Raw genomic sequence first — 21,856 nt, forward strand, 5'->3', positions numbered from 1 at the left:
TTAAGATTGGTCAATCAAATCGACAATAGCTTGGTCTTCAAAATTAGCAGCAAGCTCTAAAATTCGCTTGACAAAAGCTTGATATTGTGGATTAGCCCTTTGCAGAGAGATCGCTTCAGTTTCAATTTGTTCGATATCGCCAATTTTCGCCGCCGCATAAATTATTTGCAATAGTTCTTTAGGAGGTAAAATCAAATCAGCAGGTGTAGTTTCTCCTAAAGAAAGATCCTCAGCAGAATCAAGCTTATTTTCTGCATAAATCCATTGTAAATCGAGATATTTTTCTAAACAGAGTAAAAGTTTTTCCACCTCCACAGGTTTAGGAAGAAAATCATGGCAACCTGACTCAACACTTTTAGCTCGATCTTCATTCAAAACACTTGCGCTAGAAGCAATAATAATCGTCCTTCGATAGCGTTGAGATTGACGCAAACGGCGGCTAAATTCAAAACCATCCAAGACAGGCATTACTAAATCAGTAATAACTAAATCAGGCTCAAAATCAGCAACTAAATTTAATCCTTCCTCACCATTAGAAGCCACAGCACAATTAAAATTTAAACAAGTCAAAAGTTCGCATAAAAAATCACGATTAACTTGTCGATCGTCAACAATCAAAATTTTGCGTACTTTGCCATGATAACTAACGATCTTACCGCGTTCGGTAAAAGTAATATTATGTTTCCATTCATGAGAGATTGGCAACTCAACATCAAACCAGAACGTACTACCTTGACCTAGAATACTACTAACTTCTAAACTACTACCCATCATCCGAACAATTTTTTGAGCGATCGCCAATCCTAAACCAGTACCTTCACTGCGACGAGAATATAAACCTACTTGTTCAAAAGGTAGAAAAATACTTTCAAGTTTCTCTGCTGGAATACCAACACCTGTATCTTGAACTGAGAAACGCAGGGAAACAACCGAAGAATTAATTTTCAGCTTACGGACAGAAAAAGTCACAAAACCTAGATCGGTAAATTTAATTGCATTGCTTAATAAATTAATCAAAACTTGACACAAACGTTTATCGTCAGCGCAGACTACTTCTGGTAAATCATTGTCAGGGACATAGTCAAAATCAATACCCTTTTGTTCGGCACGAATACGGGACATTTCTACTACACCAGATAAACAAGAAGGGAGATTAAAATTTTGGGGATAAAGCTCCATTTTGCGAGCTTCAATTTTAGAAAAATCGAGAACATCATTAATTAAATTTAACAAATGAGTTCCACACTGCTCGATAATTTTAATAGCTGAACGATGGAAATTAAGGTCTTCAGCGCGTTGCAAAATTTGAGTATAGCCTAAAATCCCATTAAGAGGAGTACGCAATTCGTGACTCATATTAGCGAGAAATTCGCTTTTTGCTTGGTTAGCAACTTCGGCTGCTTCTTTCGCTATTTTTAAATTTTCTTGGGCTTGTTGACGATAGTAAGCTTCGATCGCCAGAGTAACTAAATTCCCAAGAGAACGAGCAAAACTTTCTTCCTCAATAGTCCAACTGCGGAGTTGATTAATCTGTTCGAGACAAAAACTCCCAACTGTTTGACCGTTACTCCGAATAGGAATTTCTAAAATTGAGGTAATATTTAAAGGAATTAGATAAGATTCCCTAAACTCACAAGTACGTCGATCGTTTTGCGCATCGCTAGCAGCAATAACTTGTTCAGTTTGTAGAGCCTGAAAATAATTAGGATAGTCTGCAAGATGCAAATCTGGTTCCAAGGAATGAGAATTTGAACTTAACTGATAAAGATCCAGACAAGACCAATGCAAATTATTTTCTGGTTCGGATAACCAAATGCTAACTCGTTCGGTAAAGGTGGTTTTAGCACAAGCTTCAGTGACTTTTTGCAAGTTAGTTTGTAAGTTTCCTTGACGTAATGCAGGATCGGCAGTAAGTTCTGCTAAAACCCGATTTTGATTACTTAAAATCGTATTTTTGGCTTCTAAAGCAGTTTGAGCAAGAACGCGATCGCTGATATCAGTGATTACACCATAGGAAAAAATTTCGCCTCGTTCGTTGCGACAGATAGTAGCATCAGCTTGACACCAGCGTATTTCACCATTAGTCTTTAAAATACGTCCTTGGTAATGCCAAGATTTTTCTTCCTCAACTGCGGCTGCAACAGAAGAAGTTAAATAATTTTCTCGGTCCTCGGGATGTACTGCTTCAATCCAGTTATTAAAGTCTTCAGCGATCGCAACAGCACTCACCCCTGTAAGATCGATAATGCGATCGCTGACATAGTCGATTTGCCAATTACCATTGCGATAACTAGATTGGTAAATTACTCCTGGCATTTGACTGGCGATCGCCGTAAAACGCTCTTCACTTTTTCTTAAGGAAGCTGTTTCTTGTCGTACTCGTTCCTCTAACTCTTGATTGGCTTTTTTCAATTTCAGTTCTGCCTGTTTATTTTCTGTCACTAAAGCTTTCAAAACTAGGGTAGTGACAGTAACAACACCAATAAAAGATTGCAGTAACACCAGCGATTGATGATTTAACTCTAAGATTGATAAAGCGATATTCGGATTGTGAATTTTATTAACAAAGGAACCGTAACCTTGGGCAGTAGCAATAATAGCAATCAAAACAGCGATCGCTATTAATAAGGTTACAATTGAAGCTTCAAAGCGAAATGCTGCCCAAATAAGCACTGGGATCAGCATATATTCTACCGGATAACTTTGCCCAAAAGCCAGGTAACTAATAGCAAGTAAAACTCCAAGTAATAGCCAAAACTCCCCCAGAAAATTTTTCCATAATTTTCTCTGATTTTTTCCCCAAGTTAATAATAAAGGTGTAAAAACAAGAATACCCACTACATTTGCCGTCCACCAAGTTTGCCAATATTCGCCGTAGTTACTCCAAGGAGTTTGACCAGCCAGGCAAAGTGCTGTTATGCCGATAGTTGCACTTACTGTTGGACTGATTAGGGCAGCAAGAAAGATAAATTTAAATAAGTTTTGAGATTTGTCTAACCAGTAACGATAACCGATAAAACGGTTGACTAAAAATGCACCAATTAAAACTTCTGTCGTATTAGCTATTGGAATAATTACTGCGATCGCTAAACCAACAAGTGTCGGTTCTTGTGTGGTAATTACTAAGAGCAAACTGCTCAGAAAAATACCGGGTAAAAGTCGATATCCCCAAAGCAAAACTGCCGCGATCGCTAAACCAGAACCGGGCCAAATTACGCTCACTTTTCCTGATAATGTAGCTAAAGATAGAGCTAGTTGTGCTATGACAAAGTAAGTTACAGTTACTATCCCGATCCCTAGGAGAGTTTTTGGTATAGAATATAATTGAGATTTTCCTAAGCTTTTCATGATGAATCACCTCAAGTAGTTATTCTCAAGTTTTAGCTCGATTGTATTGGTAAAATGACCCTAAATTCAGTTCCTTCTCCCTTTTTTGAGGAACAGGCGATCGTTCCGCCATGTTTATCTTCGACAATTTCACGTGCAATAGCTAGCCCCAAACCTGTACCTTTACCTACTTCTTTGGTCGTAAACAAATAGTCAAAGATTTTTGCTTGTACTTCTGGTTCGATCCCGATGCCATTATCTCTAATTATAATCATAATTTCTGGTTCTGTTGGTAACAATTTGGTTTCAATTATCAAGCAATTTGGATTGGCTTGGATCTCAGCAAAACTAACTCCACAATTAGCTGCTTCAACAGCATCAATTCCATTAGAAAGTAAATTCATAAATACTTGATTTAGCTGTCCGGGATAACAATCAATTTCTGGTAAATTACCGTATTTTTTCTTCACTTCAATTGCCGGACGATTGCGATTAGCTTTGAGCCGATGTTTCAGAATTAAAAGGGTACTATCAAGTCCTTCGTGAAGATTGAATTTTACTTTCTTATTTAAGTCAGCACGAGAAAAAGTCCGCATGGAATGGCTAATTTGCAGAATACGTTTGGTTCCTGACTGCATTGAAGTGATAAGTTGACAAAAATCTTTAGTTAAATAATCCAATTCGATAGCTGCCATTTTCTCAGCAATTTCTGTCGCAGGTTCGGGATAGTATTTTTGATATAATTGAATTAAATTAATCAAGTCTTGGGCATATTCTTCTGCATGAGTCAGATTGCCAACAATAAAGCTAATTGGATTATTAATTTCATGAGCAATTCCGGCAACTAATTGTCCTAAAGAAGACATTTTTTCATTTAAAATTAATTGAGATTGAAGTTTTGCAAGTTGGCTAGTTCGGTCTAAAACTTTTTGTTCTAATTGAGTATTAAGTTCGCTTAAGCGCTCGTTTTTTTCAGCCAGTTCTTTCCTTAAGAAACAAAGTTGCAAATGGAGGTTAATTCTCGCTAATACTTCTTCCTGCTGGAAAGGTTTAGTAATATAATCTACTGCTCCTAGTGAAAGACCTTTGACTTTGTTTTTTGTGTCAGCCAAAGCGGTCATAAAAATAATAGGTAAATCGTGATATTGAGGATTTTCTTTCAAAAAACGACAGGTTTCAAAACCATCAATTCCTGGCATCATGACATCTAATAAAATCAAGTCAGGAATTGCGACTTCTACTTTTTTCAGAGCATCTTTACCGTCTTTTGCCACCAAAACTCTAAATCCTGCGTTCTTCAAAAAATTAAAGAGAACTTTAATGTTGGTGGGATTGTCATCGACAATTAGCAGGGTGGTTTGTTGGTCAAGATTCATAAATTAGTTAATCGTTAAAAAAAGGTGAAGGCGATCGTTTAAAAGTTGGGTTGCTTGTTGGCTAGAAATAGGTTTGGCAAAAAGATATCCTTGTCCAAATTCACATTCTAATTCAATTAATTTGGCTAGCTGTTCTTCCGTTTCAATTCCTTCGGCAACTACATCTATTCCGAGATTATGGGCGAGAGAAATAATTGTTTGGACAATCTGGGTTCCCTCGGAGTTTTCTTGCAAACGGAGGATAAAAGAACGGTCAATTTTCAAAGTATCTAGAGGAAAAGAATGTAGGCGACTTAAGGAAGAATAACCAGTACCGAAATCATCAATGCAAAGTTTAATTCCTAAGTTGTGAATTTGATGAAGAAACTGGATGGCTTTACTAGCGGTTTCTAAAAAAACACTTTCGGTAATTTCAATTTTGATAAATTGGGGAACAATTTCGGCATGATTTAATATTAAACTAATTTGCTCAAAAAGTTCCGATTTCTGAAATTGAGTTGGCGAAAAATTAACATTGATTGTGGGTAAATTTTGGGCACCAAATTGATTTTGCCAATTTTTTAATTGTTCGCAAGCTAACCGAAAGCCTAAAAGATCGAGTGCTTGAATTTGTCCAATTTCTTCTGCTAGTGTAATAAATTTTGCTGGAGAGAGAAGTCCTTCTTCGGGATGTCGCCAGCGCATTAAGGCTTCAAAACCAACGAGTTTTTGGGTAGCAAGCTCAAAAATTGGTTGATAATAAAGACAAAATTCTTCTTGTTTGATTGCACGCTGCAAATCGGCTTCTAGTTGAATTCTTGCTATGGCTTTAGTTTGCATTTTAGCAGTTAGAAAAACATAATTACCTCTGCCTCTAGCTTTGGCTTGATACATAGCGATATCAGCATCTCTTAAAACTGCTGTGGGTTGAAGATAACTAGTAATTGAAGGAACAATACCAATGCTAGCATCTAAGAATACTTGATAGTTGGTCATATAAAAAGGATTTCTCAGTTGTGATAGAAGATGATTGGCGATTTTGTTTAGTCGATCTAATTGCCATTTACCCGCTAATAAAATCAAAAATTCATCTCCTCCTAATCGAACTATGTTGGCGCTAGAATCGAGGCTTGTTTGTAGCCGCTTGGCAACTTTTTTAAGTAATTCATCTCCCTGGAGGTGTCCGAAGCGATCGTTAATACTTTTAAAGCGATCTAAGTCGAGAAATAAGACTGCGCAATCACGCTTTAAAAGTTGCTCTGTTCCGAGAATTTCCGATAAATGTTGCATTAACCAAGCACGATTTAATAAACCTGTCAGTAAATCGTGAGAAGCTTCGTAAATTAGTTTTTCTTCTCGTGCTTGTAATTTTTGTAGAGTTTCGTTTAATTTTCGAGTACGTTCGATAACTCGCTGTTCTAGTTGTTGATTGAGTTGTTTTAATTGGTTTTCAGCAGTTTTTCTGGCGGCAATTTCTTGGGTTAATTGCTGATTTGTTTCTTGGAGAGTGGAAGTTAATTCGTGTAGTCTTAGGTGTAGGGAAATACGACTTAAAACTTCTTCTTGTTGGAAAGGTTTGGTAATATAATCTACTGCTCCTAAAGCAAAACCTTGTATTTTATTGTCTAGGTCGGCAAGGGCTGTCATAAAGATGATGGGAATGTGTTGGGTGGCTGGATTTTTTTTCAGACGACGACAGACTTCAAAGCCGTCAATTGTTGGCATTCTGACATCCAACAAAATTAAATTTGGAGAAATTTCGGTTAATTTTCTTAAGGCATCTTCTCCATTTGTTGATACTAAAACTCGAAAACCTGTAGATTTTAAGAAGTTAAATAAAATTCGGAGATTATTGGAGTTGTCATCAACGATAAAAATTAAGTTTGGTTGATTGACTTTCATCTCAAAAAATGGGGTAAGTTCAATCTAAGAAAAAAAAATCCTTGACGTAGTTAGTCAAGGAAAGAAATTTAGTCAGTTGATTAGATTTAAAAAGATCCGATCGCGTTTTTTCCACTCTACTTTCAGGAAAAAGTTAGAGTTGGCAATGGCTAGACTAATTTGCCGGGCTGGTGCCGCGTAAATTTGTTTGGCAATGGTCATTGTTTGAGCGAATCTTAAATATTTTGGTAATATTGAGATAGTCGCACTTCTTGGCGACTCGAAATAGCTGCTTGAAAAAAGTAAGATATAATACATTAAGTTGTTTTTAATTACTACTTGTTATCTGAATAGCTTAAATCTAGGCTGTGCTGTTTCTGAATCTATCACTCAGTAAGTTATTTTATAACTTATATTTATTTTAAGTGCAATGATTTGGGGAAGCAATTTAGTTTTAGTGGTTCAGAGTGGGTAATGTGGTGTTCTAAAATACATTGAAGAAAAATCTCTGCTAGTGAGGCGATCGCGATATTTTTCTCTCTTCAGAAAAAATACTTAACTGATGAGAACTTGTTGCTTTTTGGCGAGAAAAAGCGGCAAAACTGAGATCGAGAGGTAAAGCAAGGGTAATTTGGCAAGGAGCGAGCAAAATTACATTTGAGATTGACGCCCCAACTCGTAAACGCCTAAAGCCATACAAGCAAGTATACCTGTGCTGATTGCCCAACTTTGACCGAGACTAACTTCAATACCCCAGTTGCAGAAAATTCCGGCGCCTAAAAAGGGAAAAATACTCAACAGCGAAGCGTAAAAAGCATTTTGAGACTCTCTAGCGGGGCGAGTTTTCTCGAATTCCTCCGCAGAAAAGTAGAGCGATCGCTCGGCGAAATTTAACCATCGGTTAATTTGTTTAGCGATCCAATCTCTTAGTGACGGTAAAAACAAATATAAAGCAAGCGCCCAGAGAGAAACTCCTGCAATAGTGGTAGTATCCAAATTGAGTTGAAACGGAACAAGCATATCGAGTTATCAGTTATTAGTTATCAGTTATCAGTGTATCTTTCTTGACTTCCCCCTCCTCATTGTTTTTCTTTAATCACCACTCTCCAGTTTCAGAATTGCTAATCTACCAGCGTATATTGGCAAGCAGTATAGCTTCTGCGGATTGGCGATTGAGTGGGGGGGAGAAAAAGTATCCTTGGGCTTTTTGACAGGATAAAGCTTTGAGTTGGGCGAGTTGCTGGGGAGTTTCAACTCCTTCAGCGATCGCTTCCATGCCGAGTTGGCGTGCTAAGGTGATAATTGTTTCGACGATTTGGCGATTTGAGCCGCGTACGGCAAGATCGGTGCAGCCCTCTCCAATCCGATTGACAAAGGAGCGGTCGATTTTCAGGGCGTTAACGGGAAAACGATATAAATAACTCAAGGATGAGTAACCCGTACCGAAGTCATCGATCGAGAGTTGTATTTTTCTGGATCTGAGCTGGTGCATTAAAGCGATCGCTGATTCGACGTTTTCGACAAGCATACTTTCGGTTAGTTCTAAGGTTAGATTGCTGCCGTCTAGTTGTGTAGCCGCGAGAATTTCGTCAATTTGTGCGATTAAGTCGGTTTCTCGCAGTTGTTGCACGGAAAGATTAATGCTCATTCTCAACGGCTGTTGACGAGGAAATTTTTCTTGCCAAGTTTTCGCCCTTCGACAAGCTTCGTGTAGCACCCATTTACCGATGGGAACAATCAATCCGGTTTCCTCAGCAATGGGGATAAACTCATCAGGAGAAACTAAACCTCGCTGGGGATGCTGCCAGCGAATTAGTGCCTCAAAACCTGTCAGCATACCTGTAACTAAGGAGACAATAGGTTGATAATAAACTAAAAACTCCTGATTTTCTAGTGCTTGACGTAAATCATTTTCTAGTTGTAATTGTTGAAGGGCGCGGAAGTGCATTTCGCGGTCAAAAATTTGAGATCGTGCTTTACCTTTTTCTTTAGCCCGATATAAGGCGATATCTGCATCCCGGAGCAATTCTGATGCTTGTTGGTATTCTGAGGAACTGAAGACAATGCCAATACTTGCAGTAGTAAAGACTTCGCGCTCGTCAAGTAAAAATGGCTCTCGTACTTCTGCTAAAATTCGTTCGGCGATGCGAGTTGCATCGCTAATTCCTCTTAATTCTTCTAAGAGAATAATAAATTCATCTCCGCCAAGGCGAGCAACTAAATCGGTTGAGCGGACAACTTTGTTAAGAATATTAGCAACTTGGATCAACAAGCAATCGCCGACTAAATGCCCTAAACTATCATTGACGACTTTAAAGCGATCTAAATCTAGGAATAGGACGGCAAATAAATAATCTGGATGTCGCTTTTTGCGTTTCAGAGCGAGTTCGAGACGCTCCATTAATAAGTTTCGATTTGCTAAACCTGTTAAAGCATCGTGCAGTGCATCGTAAATTAATTGTTCTTCTGCTCGTTTGCGATCGCTAATATCTAAAAATTGACCGAGCAAGTGTAAAGGTTCGCCCCGAGCATCTCGCACTACGGCAACTTGTAATACTGCATAGACGATCTGATTTTGTTTTGTTAAGTAGCGACTTTCGATTTGAAAGTGAGATATTTCTCCTTTAAATAACTTTTCATGTAAAGCTAGAGAAACTGCTAAATCTTCTGGATAAGTTACATCTAACCAGGTTCGATTGCGTAATTCGTGACTGCGATAACTAAGAGTTTTACATAATGCTTGATTTACTTGGATGAACTCACCTGTTAGGGTTTCGATCGCCATTCCAATTGGTGCTAGTTCAAAAGCGAGACGAAATTGTTCTTCGCTTTTGAGTAAAGCTGATTCTGCTTGTTTGCGTTCGGTGATATCACGAGAAATTGTCAAACAAGTTAGTTTCCCTTTGAAAAAAAACACTTGGGTGCTATTTTCTACGGGGATTCGGCGTCCGTCTTTAGCTAATAATACTCGCTCGAAAACGTGAAATTTTTTGATTTTTAGCTCTTCGACGAGCGCCTTTGTCTCGCTTTCTTGTTCGGGAATGTCTACTTCTGCTGGGGATAATTCCAATAATTCTTCTCTGGTATAGCCGAGTTTTTGGCAAGCGCGATCGTTGACTTCGATAAACTTTCCCGGCATTCCTTTTGAGTTAAAGTGATGGACGAAGATTATATCGTTGGTACTGTTGAATAATCGGCGATAACGTTCTTCGGTTTCTAAGAGTGCTGCTTCAGCTTGCTTGCGTTCGGTAATATCGAGGACTGTACCAAATAAGGCGATCGCCTGTCCCTGTTCGTTACAAATTGGTCTTCCTTTGGTAAAAACCAGTCTTACTTCTCGATTTGGTCGTCGAATGCGAAACTCAAATTCATAAGTTTTCCCGAAGGCGATCGCTTCTTGAATCGCTTGTTTATACAAGGGGCGATCGTTGGGATGAATTTGCCGCTTGAACTGCTGGATAGACATTGGCTGTAAGGTCTCTGAATCAGCCGGTAAGCTTGATGTTTCGGATTTGGCTGGTTCAAGCCCAAAAATGCGAAAAGTCTCTTGAGACCACCAAATTTTCCGATTGAGGAGATCGTATTCCCAACTACCAACATGAGCTACTTGTTGGGCGGCGACGAGATGGGCTTTTTCTCGCGCTAAGTTTTTTTCGGCTTCTTTGCGATCGCTAATCTCGATACAAGCACCAATATAGCCGACGAAGGTTCCATCGGCTAAAAACCTGGGTACGCCAGTATCTAAAATCCACACATATTTTTGGTCTGCTCGTTTGAGGCGATACTCCATTTTAAAGGTTTCCCGCGCTTCAAAGGCAGCGCGAAACTGAGTTGAACACTTTTGTGCTTCGTCTGGATGAATTCCTTCTACCCAACCGTCATCTAACTCTTGAGTGAGGCTACGTCCGGTAAAATCTAACCAACCCTGATTTAAAAAATTACAGTTTCCCTCTGTATCAGTCATCCATAACAGCACCGGTGCAGCATTTGCCATCAAACGAAAGCGTTCTTCGCTTGCTTGCAATTCTACATAAGCTTCTCGAAGTTCTGCTGTGCGCTGTTCTACCCTTTGTTCGAGTTCGCTGTTTAAGCGAATAATTTCGGCTTTTGCTCTTATAATAGTTAGCTGATGTTCGATTCGCGCAATAACTTCTTCGACTTGAAACGGTTTCGTAATATAGTCTACTCCTCCAACTGCAAAAGCTTCAACTTTATCGAAAGTTTCTTCTAAGGCGCTAATAAAAATTACGGGAATTTCGCTGGTTTCTTGGTTAGCTTTGAGACGGCGACAAACCTCAAAACCATCCATTTCGGGCATTTTAAGATCGAGTAAAATTAACTCAGGTGGATCGGCAACTGCTCCCAACAATGCTAGTTCACCATTGATGGCACACTGAACTTCATAACCTCGCTCTTGCAAAGCATTAGCCAGCAAGCGTAAGTTATCTGGTAGATCGTCAACAATCAGTATTTTACCGTTGAAGGTATCGGTGCGATCGCTACTCATACGCTAAGAGCTTTTTTGGTTAAATCAATTATTATGTCATAGCGAAAATTATTTGCTAACTTGGTTAAAGCTTGGGCAAGCTCGAGATCGTCGTCGGGAATTTCCGCGATCGCGGCTAAGATTGACTTGGAATTGAGTTTAGTTGCAGCTTGGTTTAGTTGCTCTATCCACTCTCTCGGCATTACCAATAAGCTTTCGCTGGTTAACTCGGCTTTTGGCGATTGCTGGGATAAATCAGTCAACGCTTCTTCTTCATACATATACCTCAATCCCAGATGTTCTGCCATTTTTGCCCACAAAACTTCTTGTCGAAATGGCTTACGGACAAAATCATCGCAACCAACTGATAATACCAGCGATCGCTCTTCTGCAAAAGCACTGGCTGTTAAAGCAACGATCGCTGTAGCTTGACCTCTAAGATGTGATTTAATTTGTTTGGTTGCTTCATAGCCGTCCATCACTGGCATTCGCATATCCATCCAAATTAGGTGTGGTTGCCAACTTGACCAAATGGCGATCGCTTCTACACCATTACTAGCTTCTTTTACCTCAAATCCTAGTGGTTCTAAAATTTTAACAAGTAGTTGTCGATTCTCGAAAGCATCGTCAACTACTAAAATTCGATAAATTGGTTGATTAGGCATAAGTCCAATTACTCGCTTTCTTGTAAATTTAGTCGGAATTTCTCCTGCTTCGGCTACTTTTACTGAAATGTTAAACTGGAAAGTTGTCCCCTCACCTACAACTGAATTAAACGTAATTTCTCCGCCCATTAACTGTACGAATTTGCGACTAATTGGCAAACCTAAACCCGTTCCTTGGGCAGCTTTTTTACCAATTTCTGTCTGCATGAAAGCGGCAAAAACTTTCTCTTTTTCTTCTGGATTAATTCCTACTCCTGTATCTTCAATTTCAAAAATTAGTTCGCTGGTTAATAATTTCTGGTTGGTAATTGCTGGTCGCTCTTTATTTCCCCACTTTTCCTTTTTTCCCACTTTTACGCGCAAACACACACCTCCTTCTTCTGTAAATTTAATGGCATTTGACAGTAAATTAATTAATACTTGACGTATTTTTTGCTCGTCAGTTTTTACGTACTGAGGAAGCTCGCGATCCCTCTCGAAAATTAGTTGTAAACCCTTGGCTTTAGCTCGCAAGCTAAACATTTCTCTCAAACTATCTAACAAGTTATAAAGGTCAAAAATCTTTGCAGATAAAATATTTTTGCCTGCTTCAATTTTTGACATTTCTAGCACGTCATTAATTAAGGCTAGTAAATGTTCTCCACTTCGACTAATTATCCCCAAATATTCTTGCTGTTGTTCCCAAGTTAGCGAACTATTATTTAGTAATTCCGTAAAACCTAGAATAGCATTCAAAGGAGTTCTTAACTCGTGACTCATATTGGATAAAAACTCGCTTTTAGCACGATTAGCAGCATCAGCAGTTTCTTTCGCTTTTTTTAGTTCTGCTGTACGTGCTTCGACTCGATTTTCTAATTCTTCATTTGTTTTCTCTAAAGCTAAATTTGCTTGTTGTAAAGCAGTAAAAGATTCTTGCAGTTGTTTTGCCATTTGATTAAAAGAATTAGCTAAAATTGCTATTTCTTTAACTGAATTTTCTGGGACTTTTTGTGCTAAATTACCCTTAGCAATTGCTGCCGAGGCAATACTCATTTTTAGGATAGGTGAAGCAAGCCAACGAGAGGTAATTAGCCCTAGTTCAGTAGCTAAAAATAAGGCTGCTAAACATAATAAAATTGTCGTGCGTGTATTAGCCTGAATTTGTTCCATAAAATCAGCTTCTGGTACGACTACGACAATTAACCAATCTATGCCCCGAGGGTCGATAATCGGTGTGACTTGAACAAATTGGCGCTGTCCTTTTAGTCGATAATCTAGTTGTTTGCTACTGTCAATTTCTTGAAGATTGCCAAATTTTTTTAGCAAAAATTCTGTGGTCAAACGAATCGAAGCTTCTTGACTTTCTGTGGCTTTCAGTCTTTGTTGTTTTTCGCTGTCTTCAGTGACTAAATAAGGTAATTCTGTTGTCGAACTAGCAACAATTTTCCCGCTACGTTCGAGAATAAATGTTTTTCCCGTACGACCAATTTCTAAACTTTGTAAAAAATCGGTAAATTGGGTTAAAACTAAATCAGTTCCTAAGATACCTTCAAGTTGACCATTTCGATCGTAAAAAGGTTGATTGGCTGAGATAGCTAATTCAAGTTCGGGAACTAATAAATAAATGTCTGTCCATCTTGGTTTCTTGGCTTTTTTTGCCTCTTGATACCAAGGGCGAATTCGCGGGTCATAATTAGGAGTAACGCTTAATTTGTTGTGACGCAAACCTTGACTATCAGTTGTATATTTAATTAAATCTCCCGCAACCATTCCTGGTGTTGTATAAATTACTAGTTGGTTGTTTTCTTCTCGTGCAACTGTGGTAAATCCTCCTTCTTCGTTACTCCAATAAATATAACTTACTGTCTCAAATAATTGGATTTGCTGCCAAAAATGATTTTCTAAATTGGCAATATTTTGCTTGTTTAGTAAATTAGAATGTAGTAAATTAGCATTAATTTGATTGATTAAATGGGGAGTTTCCAAGTAATTTTGTAATTTCTCTTTAATCCGAGTAGTAATCTCACTGCGTAGTTGAGTAGCGACTTGATTAACTGCTTCTTGTCCGTTGTGTAAAGATAGCCATCCAGTTAAACTCACCGCAGCAAAAATTTGCAAGACAAATGGAATTGCTAAGATTAAACGCAATGGTATTTTACGAACAGTTTTTTGCACTGGAAATAAAATTTTTTTTGAGTTCATCGAGGCGCTCTTTACTAGCTCAGAGTTGAGATTTCAAGTAAAATTAATAATTATTTACCGAGCAATTTTAGACAAATGTAACCAAGAAAAATATTTTTACCGCTAATTGTCAATCTATCAATTGGCTATTCCTATTGTAAAACTTAAATTTCAAAATAAATTGAATTGTTGGAATAACTTAAAATATTGTAAAATTAACAATTGGTGATGAGAGACTGAGACTGATAATAAATTTGGGATGATTTTCTTTTCCCTTAATAGAAAAGAAAATCATCCCGATTGAGAGATAATTGTTTCCAGAAGACGAGCTGAGAGGTTCAGATTTGATCTCAAAGGTAAGACAAGCTAAATTTAGTTATTTTAACTCCAATCTTGTTGTTCCTTTTCATTGGTACGAGGTTTGTAAACTGCTTGTTGGGAATGTAACTTGCGAGTAATTTCATACAATTCATCTTCTGTCAAGCCCCAATTATTAAGAATTTTAGCTAAATCGGCTTGAATTTCTCTTGCTCCGGGAAAATGCTGATAGCGAATTTGCAAGCGGGCGACTTCTGCAAGGTTGTAATCGCTGCGTCCTTCCTGTAAAATGCGGTTAACCTCTTCGCGATCGCTTTTTTCTCGTGGATGTTTTTGGTCTGGTTGGGGAGACATAATCAATTATCGTCAGAAACAAGTTTAACGCGAGCATCTTGCCAGAGAATAATTTTACCTTGAAAATCACCGCTAGCCAGAAAGCGTCCATTAGGACTAAAAGTAACCGACTGTACCCAATCAGAATGTCCTTGAGGTTGAGTGAGTAACCTACCCGTAGCTAAATTCCACAAACGCACCCCATCGCGACTACCAGAAGCAAGGGTTTGTCCGTCAGGATGGATAGCAATCGAGCGTATTTCCCCAGTATGTCCAATGAGAGTATAAAGTAACTCACCTTGAACAATATCCCAAACTCTAATCGTGCGATCGCTACTACCGGATATCAGAATATTACCATCTGGGGTGAACGCCAAAGCCGTAACCTTACCCCCATGACCGATATTTTCCGAGATCAAATCTCCGGTTCGCAAATTCCACAACTTAAGTTCACCTTCCCGACCGCCACTAGCTAAAATAAAGCCATTAGGATTAATAGCTAACGAGTAAGTCGGACTCTCGAAACGAACTAAAGTATAAATTGGTCGTTGCGTCTTTAAATTCCACAGTCTAATTCCATCCAAACCACCACTAACCAACACTTCACTATCAGGAGTAATTGCGAGAGAAAGCACATTATGAAAGTGGTTAAGAAAAGTATGCGTATATTCTCCAGTGTCCCATTTCCAGAGATTAATTCTCGTATCTTGTCCGCTACTAGCCAAAATTTCCCCATCGGGACTTAACGCCATTGCTAAAACTCTGGTATTGTGAATGCGGAAGCGATCGATTTGGGTTCCTGTTCTTACCCACCACAATCGCAATAGTCCCTCATTATAACTACCACCACTAACCAACATTTGGCTATCAGGACTAAAAGTTAGCGCATCCACAGTAGTTTCGTGACTTTGGAGAGTACGAAATAATTCTACTTTTTCCCAAGGTTCCGAAGCTGGTAACTTGTCAATTTCCGGAAGATAATCTGGTAGTGGTAAAGGTTCGCTAAATTCCTCAGCCGTAGATAAACGAGGTAAACCAGCAGCAAAAATAGCTATAGCCCATACTAACGCCAATCTTTTCCTACTCAAGAGCATAGATTCTGTTTACTGAGATTGAATATTCGGACAAATCGTGCGGTTAGCTAAGTTTTTTGGGGGCGAATCTTGCCATCCAGAGAGGATACCTTGTAATTCTTGTTGTAAAAGTTCGAGAGCTTCGATTTGTTCTTGAATAACCTTTAATTTGGTTAGGAGATGTTCTTTTAAAACGCCACAAGGCAATTGCCCCGCATCGTGAACTTCTAGTATATCCTTAATTTCCTTGAGATCCAATCCCAGAGATTGCGCCCGTTTAATAAAGGCTAGTCGATTAAAAACTGGTTCCTGAAAAAGACGATAGCCAGAGGGAGAGCGTTGTACTACCGGAGTTAATAAGCCAAAATCATCGTAGTAACGAATCGTTTTTACTGGTAAACCGCTAGTTTTAGCTACTTCACCAATTTTAAGTAATTGCACTATAGATTGCATATCTTACTGTTATTTAGCTGTGACATCGTCAGGAATACGCAGCAAATCAAATCATAAACTCTCTTTCCAGTGTCTCTCCCTCTTTTTTTAACTTAATGACGGCGTTTTTTTTGCGTTGTGAGTAGAGGTAAAGGAGCATTTGACGAACTTGGAGGAAGAAAAGCTCTTACGCCTTCATCGGGGGTATTATCATGGTGACGTTGAGTTTGCCACCAACGCACCGCGATCGCTGCTAACATTACCGTTATACCAAAACTTGCTAACGTCCAGCGTTCGCCTACGCCGCCTATTACCGCATCAACTACACCGATAATCAATATAAAGCTTGAAATCGGCTCTTTACGGTAGGCTAACTTCACAAACCGAGGCAACAATGCGTTCATCACGTTGGTTTATATCCAGATTCTGCTTGATTCTAATTTCAGATTATCTTATCTACCCACCAAATGGCTTATACCGTAGTAGAGAAAATTACTTAGTTTACTAGCGATTTGCTGACATTTGATTTGAGATGAGGAAATAAAAATTCTAGAGTGACCCCGAAATTAAGATCGGGGAAAGATACAAAATTGATTTACGAGTTAGAATTGGCGATAGTGGCGATCGCTACTGGCTACTGCAACCCTAACCAAGATAATAATCCTTGACCAGTAAAATATTCAATCGCCAAGGTTAGCACAAAGCCAATCATCGCTGCTCTACCATTCAATCGTTCTGCATATTCGTTAAACCCAAATTTTGGTTCTTCTAAGCTGGGTGTAACTGTGGGTTGGGTTTTTGCTTCTGTAGTCGTCACGGCGTTTTCCTGCTCGCTCATAGTTACAAATCTTTACTTGTTTCTCCTATTCTACCGAAATTGGGGAGGTGGTGATTGGGGAGGTGGTGACTGGGGAGGTGGTGACTGGGGAGGTGGTGACTGGGGATTAATTTTCACGTAGGGTGCATTTAGCAGTTTTCAGCGACCAGTTATTAGTTTACCTTCCAATTCGCTCAATTCTTCTCCCTCTCACCAGTGTATGCTTTTCAAGCACTGACGCGAATCGGAGCAAAAATTAAGGGCGAAATTTCCTAAGTTTTACCTGCTCTATTTTCCCCCATTTCCTTAGCTTTCCCGGCTGAAAATCAATCACATGAAGCGAAAAAATATTCCCTTGTCAGCTTCTTTGTCATCATCCTCTCCCAGTCACCACTCACTAGTCCCCAATCCCCAGTCACCACTCACCAGTCCCCAATCACCAATCCTCAATCCCCAATCCCCACCTCCCCAGTCCCCAATCACCAAAATCCCCAATTTTGCTTGAAAATACAAAACTAACCAGCAGCAAGTCCTACAGTAGTAAAGGTAATGAATAGAGAGCGATTATGGAAATAGGTGTACCAAAAGAAACCAAAGACCAAGAATTTCGAGTTGGTTTGAGTCCCGACAGCGTACGGCTGCTGTGCGACAAAAATCATACCGTGTTTGTGGAAAAGAATGCTGGTACTGGTGCTGGTTTTACCGACGAAGATTATGAAAAAGCGGGAGCGAAAATTGTCTCCGATGCAGCAACAGCTTGGAACCGAGAACTGGTAGTAAAAGTTAAGGAACCACTACCAGAAGAATATCAGTATTTGCAAAAAGAGCAACTATTGTTTACTTATCTACATTTAGCCGCTAGTCACAGTTTAACCAAAGCGTTACTCGATTCGGGGGTAAGTGCGATCGCCTATGAAACAGTTGAACTTCCTGATGGTAGACTTCCTTTACTGACACCTATGAGTATTATCGCGGGAAGGCTCTCCGTACAGTTTGGCGCAAGGTATTTGGAACGTCAACAAGGAGGAAGAGGCGTTTTACTTGGCGGTATTCCTGGAGTTCGTTCTGGTAAAGTAGTAATCTTAGGTGGCGGTGTTGTCGGTACGGAAGCAGCCCGAATTGCTGTGGGAATGGGTGCTACAGTACAAATTATCGATATTAATGTTGAGCGACTGGCTTATCTAGAAACTATCTTTGGTTCGAGAGTAGAATTGCTTTATAGCTCTCCTTTATTAATCGAGCAATTAGTTCCGGAAGCAGATTTATTGGTAGGTGCGGTATTAGTAGTAGGTCGTCGCGCACCAATTTTAGTTCCTCGTTCTCTAGTTAAACAAATGCGTCCCGGTGCAGTCATAATTGACGTAGCTGTAGATCAAGGTGGTTGTGTGGAAACCTTACGCACCACATCTCACACTAATCCTACTTACGTTGAAGAAGAAGTAATTCACTTCGGTGTTCCGAATATGCCCGGAGCAGTTCCTTGGACGGCAACACAGGCTTTAAATAATAGTACCTTGCCTTACGTGCTTAAACTAGCTAATCTTGGTTTAAAAGCCTTAGAGCGAGATGCTGCTTTAGCTGGAGGCTTAAACGTGAAAAACCATTTGCTTATTCATCCGGCAGTACAAGAAGTATTTCCCGATTTAGTCGAGTAGATTGGATAAAGTGCGATCGCGTAAGGAGCATTTCTCGTGAACTCAATTCTATCTCGCTTCTCCACCTCTATTTTATCCGCAGGACTACTCTTCGGAATTGTCGCTTGTTCTAATCAATCTACCTTAAGCGAACCCACAAATACTAATCCTCCCGCAACTCCTGACACCACTCTCGCACAAACACCCTTAGAACCACTATTACTTTACTGGAGTGTTGCCAGAGAAGACAATCTTTCTACCGCTACCAGCGTCGGTGAATATTCAGCCAAAGACGCTGGTTATGTCTTTGCGCGAGTCGAAGGCTGCGTTTTTCCCACTCAGCAACCAGGGACAGTGCCACTGAAATTATATTGGCATCCAGGCAGAGAAGACAACTTTACCACAGCCACCCCACTCGGCGAACAAACTGCTGCTGATGTCGGTTATCTCTTTGCGCGAGTCGAAGGCTATGTTTTTCCCACTCAACAACCAGGAACAGTACCACTGAAATTATACTGGCATCCACAGCGAGAAGATAACTTTACCACAGCTACCCTTCTCGGCGAACAAACTGCTGCTGACGTGGGTTATCTCTTTGCGCGAGTCGAAGGCTATGTTTTTCCAGCTTCTCAATGCGAACAAAATTCAAATCCTCGCATTCAAAGAATCTAAAAACTTGTCTCAAATCAGCGATAATTAACCATTATGAAAAACTAGCCATCTACAATATTAAATCATTTTCGTAGTGCGGGCAGGATGCCCGCTATCTAACTAATTAACCAAATTTAATCTTGATATTATTTAATCATCTCAAAAAAGCTATCTTCAAGCTCATAACCTAAAGTTTGAGCCATTGATTGCAACTTCGATTTACTACTAATATTTTGCCCTTGTAACCAATCACTAAACACAAAGATTTTCTTCATCACAAAAATTTCTAAAGCCTCTGGATTATATTGAATACCTTCGGTGCGATGAAACTGATGCGGAACCAACATTGCTGCATAGCGATAAAGTTCCCCAGATTTCCAATCTAACAGAAAAGGTAGCCAAGGATAACGAGCATCAAGACGCACAAACCATAACCTTACTTCTGGTACTTCCGATATTTCTCTGGGGTCAGTTTCATCCATCTCATATTCGATTTTAAAGTTAATTTGCTGTTCATATTTAGCAATTTCACCTGCTTGCGATATTTTTTCGACCTCATTTTCCACAGGCGATAAATCTAAGTTATTGATGTTGTCAGTATTGACAGTAATTGTAATTGTCATTCTCTTCTACTCTTTACTAATTTGAGCTAACTTTTAAGTTTTACTGTCTTTTATTGTACACTTAATTTTTATCTATATTATGGATGACATTAGTCATCATTCGGAGAGGCTTGTTTAGATCACAACCTAACCTTTGCAGAACTTGAGTCGGTAATACTGTAGAACTTGAGCCAGTATCTACCAGTAATTTAAGAAAAAGTGGCGAATTTTTATTCCGTCTCACTGCTACTCGACAAAAAAGTAAGTTCCCCTTTCTTTCCCAAGAATAAACTCTTTTCCGACTCATAAAATAAAGCCTAAATTTTGGGAATTTGACCCACATACTCAATCGCTAAAGGTTGCTCTTCTAGAGTTTCAAGAGCTTTGTAAACCTCATCTCGATTAGGAGAGTGAACTAACACTTCTCCTTTAATTACTTGCAATTCCTCATTCACTTCTTTTGGTGCAATTAATAGCCATTCACCATCATAGCGATGCTGCATTTCTGCAAACGTCATAATTTCTGACATCTTCATCCTTTGTCTAAACGATGTTCATATAATACTAATCCTTGTTGAAAAGATTCATGAGTTTGGGGAATCACCCTAATAGTAGAATTATTGAGAATATCTTGAACGAATACTAGAGTCCGTCTTCGCATCCCCTGTCCATAGCTAGAAAGAAAATTTAATACTTCGGTTAATACCTCATCAGTAGTAATCACTTGAACTTTGTCAAGAGTGCTAGTGAAAAGGATAACACGCTGATGCTAATCATCTTTTTGATTAATTAAAGCTATCCAATAAAATGTATCTGCAAAAATGAGTTTCACTGTTCTTTTTTGGTAGCTTGATAAAGATAAAGATCGTGTTGAGTAGCCGCATCAGCAGGAAGCTGATTGATTTCTTCTTCTGTCATATCTTCCGTGAATTTAGTTACCATTTTTAGAATAGACTGACCTGTTTTTTCGCTTTCGGTTGGTTGATTTAGATGATGCTGAACGAATTGCTTAAGCTGGGTAAAGACAACATCTAATGAGTCATTTTCAAACTTATCTTCTGATAGATCGGGACAAGAAGCAAGATAGCCTGATTCACTCTTTTCAATCACTACGTTAACTTTTTCTGACATTTTGATTTCCTCTAAGTCTTTAATTTGGATGAAATTTTTAATCATACTATCATTTTAGTCGTCCTCTAGGTTTAGCTGATCGATTTCTCACGGTAAGTTATCCGGTTTTATGAATAAACTCTTTTCCGACTCATAAAATAAAGCCTAAATTTTGGGAATTTGACCCACATACTCAATCGCTAAAGGTTGCTCTTCTAGAGTTTCAAGAGCTTTGTAAACCTCATCGCGATTAGGAGAGTGAACTAACACTTCTCCTTTAATTACTTACAATTCCTCATTCACTTCTTTTGGTGCAATTAATAACCATTCGCCATCATAGCGATGCTGCATTTCTGCAAAGGATATAATTTCTGACATCTTCTTTTGTCCCATTATGGTTAACTTTTTGCAAGAGGAGATATAATATTAAAATTACCTAATTATAGAGACGATGAATACTCCTTTTGTTTTACCTATTCCACCTAAACTTCAAACCTTACCCGGTAGCTTACCCATCGAGGGAGCAATTAGGATTGAACTGAGGGAAGGAATCCCTATTTTTCAAGCCTCCAGTGTGGTGCAAAATCGCATTGAGCAATTACTTGATAAACAGCAAGATACTTCTTTGACTTTAGAAGAAGAAAAGGAGTTAGATGCTTACGAAGAAATTGACGATTATCTTAGCTTTGTCAATCGTATGATTCGGAATGTTTGTTTAACCCAAAGTTAAGCAAATCTCTTATAATTTTACAGTAAATAGATAAATTAAACTTCATTTCCTAGCTTTTCTATGACTTCTCCAGCTACGATTTTATAACCCCAATTTGGATTATTTTTCGCTAACTGGTTGGCTGCGTCATACTCTCCTAATAAGCACAATTCTACTAACTGTTGATAACCTTGTTCTTTTTCTTGCTGTAATCTGTTTTCTAAGAGTTTTTGGCGTTGGCTAGGTGAGGGAGTAACTCGTTGTTTAGCTAAAGGGTCGATTTCGCTTATTTTTTTCATTTGA

The 21,856-nt window shown here is 39.0% G+C and carries 20 protein-coding genes; 3 read left to right on the forward strand and 17 right to left on the reverse strand.

The features are described from left to right. From G3T18_RS03760 to G3T18_RS03815, 12 genes are all read right to left on the reverse strand, one after another. Positions 1-3,348 carry an MASE1 domain-containing protein gene (locus G3T18_RS03760; protein WP_224409191.1) on the reverse strand — a complete coding sequence of 1,116 codons (3,348 nt, stop codon included), beginning with the start codon at positions 3,346-3,348 and terminating at the stop codon, positions 1-3. Positions 3,349-3,380: 32 nt separating this feature from the next. Then, on the reverse strand, positions 3,381-4,703 hold the full coding sequence (locus tag G3T18_RS03765; RefSeq protein ID WP_224409192.1) for a hybrid sensor histidine kinase/response regulator: 1,323 nt from the start codon (positions 4,701-4,703) through the stop codon (positions 3,381-3,383). A gap of 3 nt (positions 4,704-4,706) precedes the next feature. Continuing rightward, positions 4,707-6,584 carry a two-component system response regulator gene (locus G3T18_RS03770; protein ID WP_224409193.1) on the reverse strand — a complete coding sequence of 626 codons (1,878 nt, stop codon included), beginning with the start codon at positions 6,582-6,584 and terminating at the stop codon, positions 4,707-4,709. Positions 6,585-7,074: 490 nt separating this feature from the next. Beyond that, entirely contained in the window at positions 7,075-7,212 is a 138-nt protein-coding gene (locus G3T18_RS03775) for a hypothetical protein (RefSeq protein ID WP_224409194.1), read from the reverse strand. Between the two features lie 2 nt (positions 7,213-7,214). Then, entirely contained in the window at positions 7,215-7,583 is a 369-nt protein-coding gene (locus tag G3T18_RS03780) for a hypothetical protein (protein WP_224409195.1), read from the reverse strand. 106 nt (positions 7,584-7,689) lie between these two features. Then, positions 7,690-11,070 carry an EAL domain-containing protein gene (locus tag G3T18_RS03785; protein ID WP_224409196.1) on the reverse strand — a complete coding sequence of 1,127 codons (3,381 nt, stop codon included), beginning with the start codon at positions 11,068-11,070 and terminating at the stop codon, positions 7,690-7,692. Beyond that, positions 11,067-13,895 carry a hybrid sensor histidine kinase/response regulator gene (locus G3T18_RS03790; RefSeq protein WP_224409197.1) on the reverse strand — a complete coding sequence of 943 codons (2,829 nt, stop codon included), beginning with the start codon at positions 13,893-13,895 and terminating at the stop codon, positions 11,067-11,069. Before G3T18_RS03790 ends, G3T18_RS03785 begins: the two co-directional genes overlap by 4 nt. A 360-nt stretch (positions 13,896-14,255) precedes the next feature. After that, positions 14,256-14,546, reverse strand: coding sequence for a DUF3288 family protein (locus G3T18_RS03795; RefSeq protein ID WP_224409198.1), 291 nt, complete (start codon positions 14,544-14,546; stop codon positions 14,256-14,258). A 2-nt stretch (positions 14,547-14,548) separates the two neighbouring features. After that, positions 14,549-15,598, reverse strand: a complete 1,050-nt coding sequence (locus tag G3T18_RS03800; protein ID WP_224409199.1) for a WD40 repeat domain-containing protein — start codon at positions 15,596-15,598, stop codon at positions 14,549-14,551. A gap of 30 nt (positions 15,599-15,628) precedes the next feature. Further along, positions 15,629-16,051 carry a heavy metal-responsive transcriptional regulator gene (locus tag G3T18_RS03805; protein ID WP_224409200.1) on the reverse strand — a complete coding sequence of 141 codons (423 nt, stop codon included), beginning with the start codon at positions 16,049-16,051 and terminating at the stop codon, positions 15,629-15,631. Positions 16,052-16,143: 92 nt separating this feature from the next. Next, the gene (locus G3T18_RS03810; protein WP_224409201.1) at positions 16,144-16,434 is read right to left on the reverse strand and encodes a hypothetical protein; all 291 of its coding nucleotides are present in this window, start codon (positions 16,432-16,434) and stop codon (positions 16,144-16,146) included. 230 nt (positions 16,435-16,664) lie between these two features. After that, a complete protein-coding gene (locus tag G3T18_RS03815; protein WP_224409202.1) occupies positions 16,665-16,868 on the reverse strand; it encodes a hypothetical protein in 204 nt (67 codons plus the stop codon). A 545-nt stretch (positions 16,869-17,413) separates the two neighbouring features. Between G3T18_RS03815 and ald the strand changes: the two genes are divergently transcribed. After that, positions 17,414-18,502: an alanine dehydrogenase gene (gene ald, locus G3T18_RS03820; protein WP_224409203.1), complete on the forward strand. Its 1,089-nt coding sequence runs from the start codon at positions 17,414-17,416 to the stop codon at positions 18,500-18,502. Positions 18,503-18,538: 36 nt separating this feature from the next. Continuing rightward, positions 18,539-19,153 carry a hypothetical protein gene (locus G3T18_RS03825; RefSeq protein ID WP_224409204.1) on the forward strand — a complete coding sequence of 205 codons (615 nt, stop codon included), beginning with the start codon at positions 18,539-18,541 and terminating at the stop codon, positions 19,151-19,153. Positions 19,154-19,278: 125 nt separating this feature from the next. Here G3T18_RS03825 and G3T18_RS03830 read toward each other — a convergent pair whose 3' ends face one another. From G3T18_RS03830 to G3T18_RS03845, 4 genes are all read right to left on the reverse strand, one after another. After that, positions 19,279-19,755: a CRR6 family NdhI maturation factor gene (locus tag G3T18_RS03830; protein WP_224409205.1), complete on the reverse strand. Its 477-nt coding sequence runs from the start codon at positions 19,753-19,755 to the stop codon at positions 19,279-19,281. Positions 19,756-20,051: 296 nt separating this feature from the next. After that, entirely contained in the window at positions 20,052-20,270 is a 219-nt protein-coding gene (locus tag G3T18_RS03835) for a hypothetical protein (protein WP_224409206.1), read from the reverse strand. Continuing rightward, positions 20,267-20,458, reverse strand: coding sequence for a hypothetical protein (locus tag G3T18_RS03840; protein ID WP_224409207.1), 192 nt, complete (start codon positions 20,456-20,458; stop codon positions 20,267-20,269). The genes G3T18_RS03835 and G3T18_RS03840 overlap by 4 nt, the downstream gene beginning before the upstream one ends. Positions 20,459-20,562: 104 nt before the next feature. After that, positions 20,563-20,865 (reverse strand): hypothetical protein, encoded by a 303-nt coding sequence (locus tag G3T18_RS03845; RefSeq protein WP_224409208.1) that lies wholly within the window; start codon positions 20,863-20,865, stop codon positions 20,563-20,565. A 430-nt stretch (positions 20,866-21,295) separates the two neighbouring features. On the opposite strand from G3T18_RS03845, the gene G3T18_RS03850 reads away from it, so the two are divergent. Next, on the forward strand, positions 21,296-21,574 hold the full coding sequence (locus G3T18_RS03850) for a hypothetical protein (protein ID WP_224409209.1): 279 nt from the start codon (positions 21,296-21,298) through the stop codon (positions 21,572-21,574). A 35-nt stretch (positions 21,575-21,609) separates the two neighbouring features. Here the strand turns inward: G3T18_RS03850 and G3T18_RS03855 are convergent, their stop codons facing one another. Beyond that, positions 21,610-21,852 carry a hypothetical protein gene (locus G3T18_RS03855; protein WP_224409210.1) on the reverse strand — a complete coding sequence of 81 codons (243 nt, stop codon included), beginning with the start codon at positions 21,850-21,852 and terminating at the stop codon, positions 21,610-21,612. Positions 21,853-21,856: the final 4 nt, after the last annotated feature.

Origin of the sequence: Oscillatoria salina IIICB1 (assembly GCF_020144665.1) — a bacterium.
Taxonomy (GTDB): domain Bacteria; phylum Cyanobacteriota; class Cyanobacteriia; order Cyanobacteriales; family SIO1D9; genus IIICB1.

Excerpts from the sequence above, each read along its gene's own strand:
- G3T18_RS03765 (WP_224409192.1), bottom strand. The coding sequence starts at position 4,703 with ATGAATCTTGACCAACAAACCACCCTGCTAATTGTCGATGACAATCCC.
- G3T18_RS03830 (WP_224409205.1), bottom strand. The coding sequence starts at position 19,755 with ATGACAATTACAATTACTGTCAATACTGACAACATCAATAACTTAGAT.
- G3T18_RS03855 (WP_224409210.1), bottom strand. The coding sequence starts at position 21,852 with ATGAAAAAAATAAGCGAAATCGACCCTTTAGCTAAACAACGAGTTACT.
- G3T18_RS03835 (WP_224409206.1), bottom strand. The coding sequence starts at position 20,270 with ATGAAGATGTCAGAAATTATGACGTTTGCAGAAATGCAGCATCGCTAT.
- G3T18_RS03850 (WP_224409209.1), top strand. The coding sequence starts at position 21,296 with ATGAATACTCCTTTTGTTTTACCTATTCCACCTAAACTTCAAACCTTA.
- G3T18_RS03790 (WP_224409197.1), bottom strand. The coding sequence starts at position 13,895 with ATGAACTCAAAAAAAATTTTATTTCCAGTGCAAAAAACTGTTCGTAAA.
- G3T18_RS03805 (WP_224409200.1), bottom strand. The coding sequence starts at position 16,051 with ATGCAATCTATAGTGCAATTACTTAAAATTGGTGAAGTAGCTAAAACT.
- ald (WP_224409203.1), top strand. The coding sequence starts at position 17,414 with ATGGAAATAGGTGTACCAAAAGAAACCAAAGACCAAGAATTTCGAGTT.
- G3T18_RS03760 (WP_224409191.1), bottom strand. The coding sequence starts at position 3,348 with ATGAAAAGCTTAGGAAAATCTCAATTATATTCTATACCAAAAACTCTC.
- G3T18_RS03785 (WP_224409196.1), bottom strand. The coding sequence starts at position 11,070 with ATGAGTAGCGATCGCACCGATACCTTCAACGGTAAAATACTGATTGTT.
- G3T18_RS03770 (WP_224409193.1), bottom strand. The coding sequence starts at position 6,584 with ATGAAAGTCAATCAACCAAACTTAATTTTTATCGTTGATGACAACTCC.
- G3T18_RS03815 (WP_224409202.1), bottom strand. The coding sequence starts at position 16,868 with ATGAGCGAGCAGGAAAACGCCGTGACGACTACAGAAGCAAAAACCCAA.
- G3T18_RS03795 (WP_224409198.1), bottom strand. The coding sequence starts at position 14,546 with ATGTCTCCCCAACCAGACCAAAAACATCCACGAGAAAAAAGCGATCGC.
- G3T18_RS03780 (WP_224409195.1), bottom strand. The coding sequence starts at position 7,583 with ATGCTTGTTCCGTTTCAACTCAATTTGGATACTACCACTATTGCAGGA.
- G3T18_RS03845 (WP_224409208.1), bottom strand. The coding sequence starts at position 20,865 with ATGTCAGAAAAAGTTAACGTAGTGATTGAAAAGAGTGAATCAGGCTAT.
- G3T18_RS03810 (WP_224409201.1), bottom strand. The coding sequence starts at position 16,434 with ATGAACGCATTGTTGCCTCGGTTTGTGAAGTTAGCCTACCGTAAAGAG.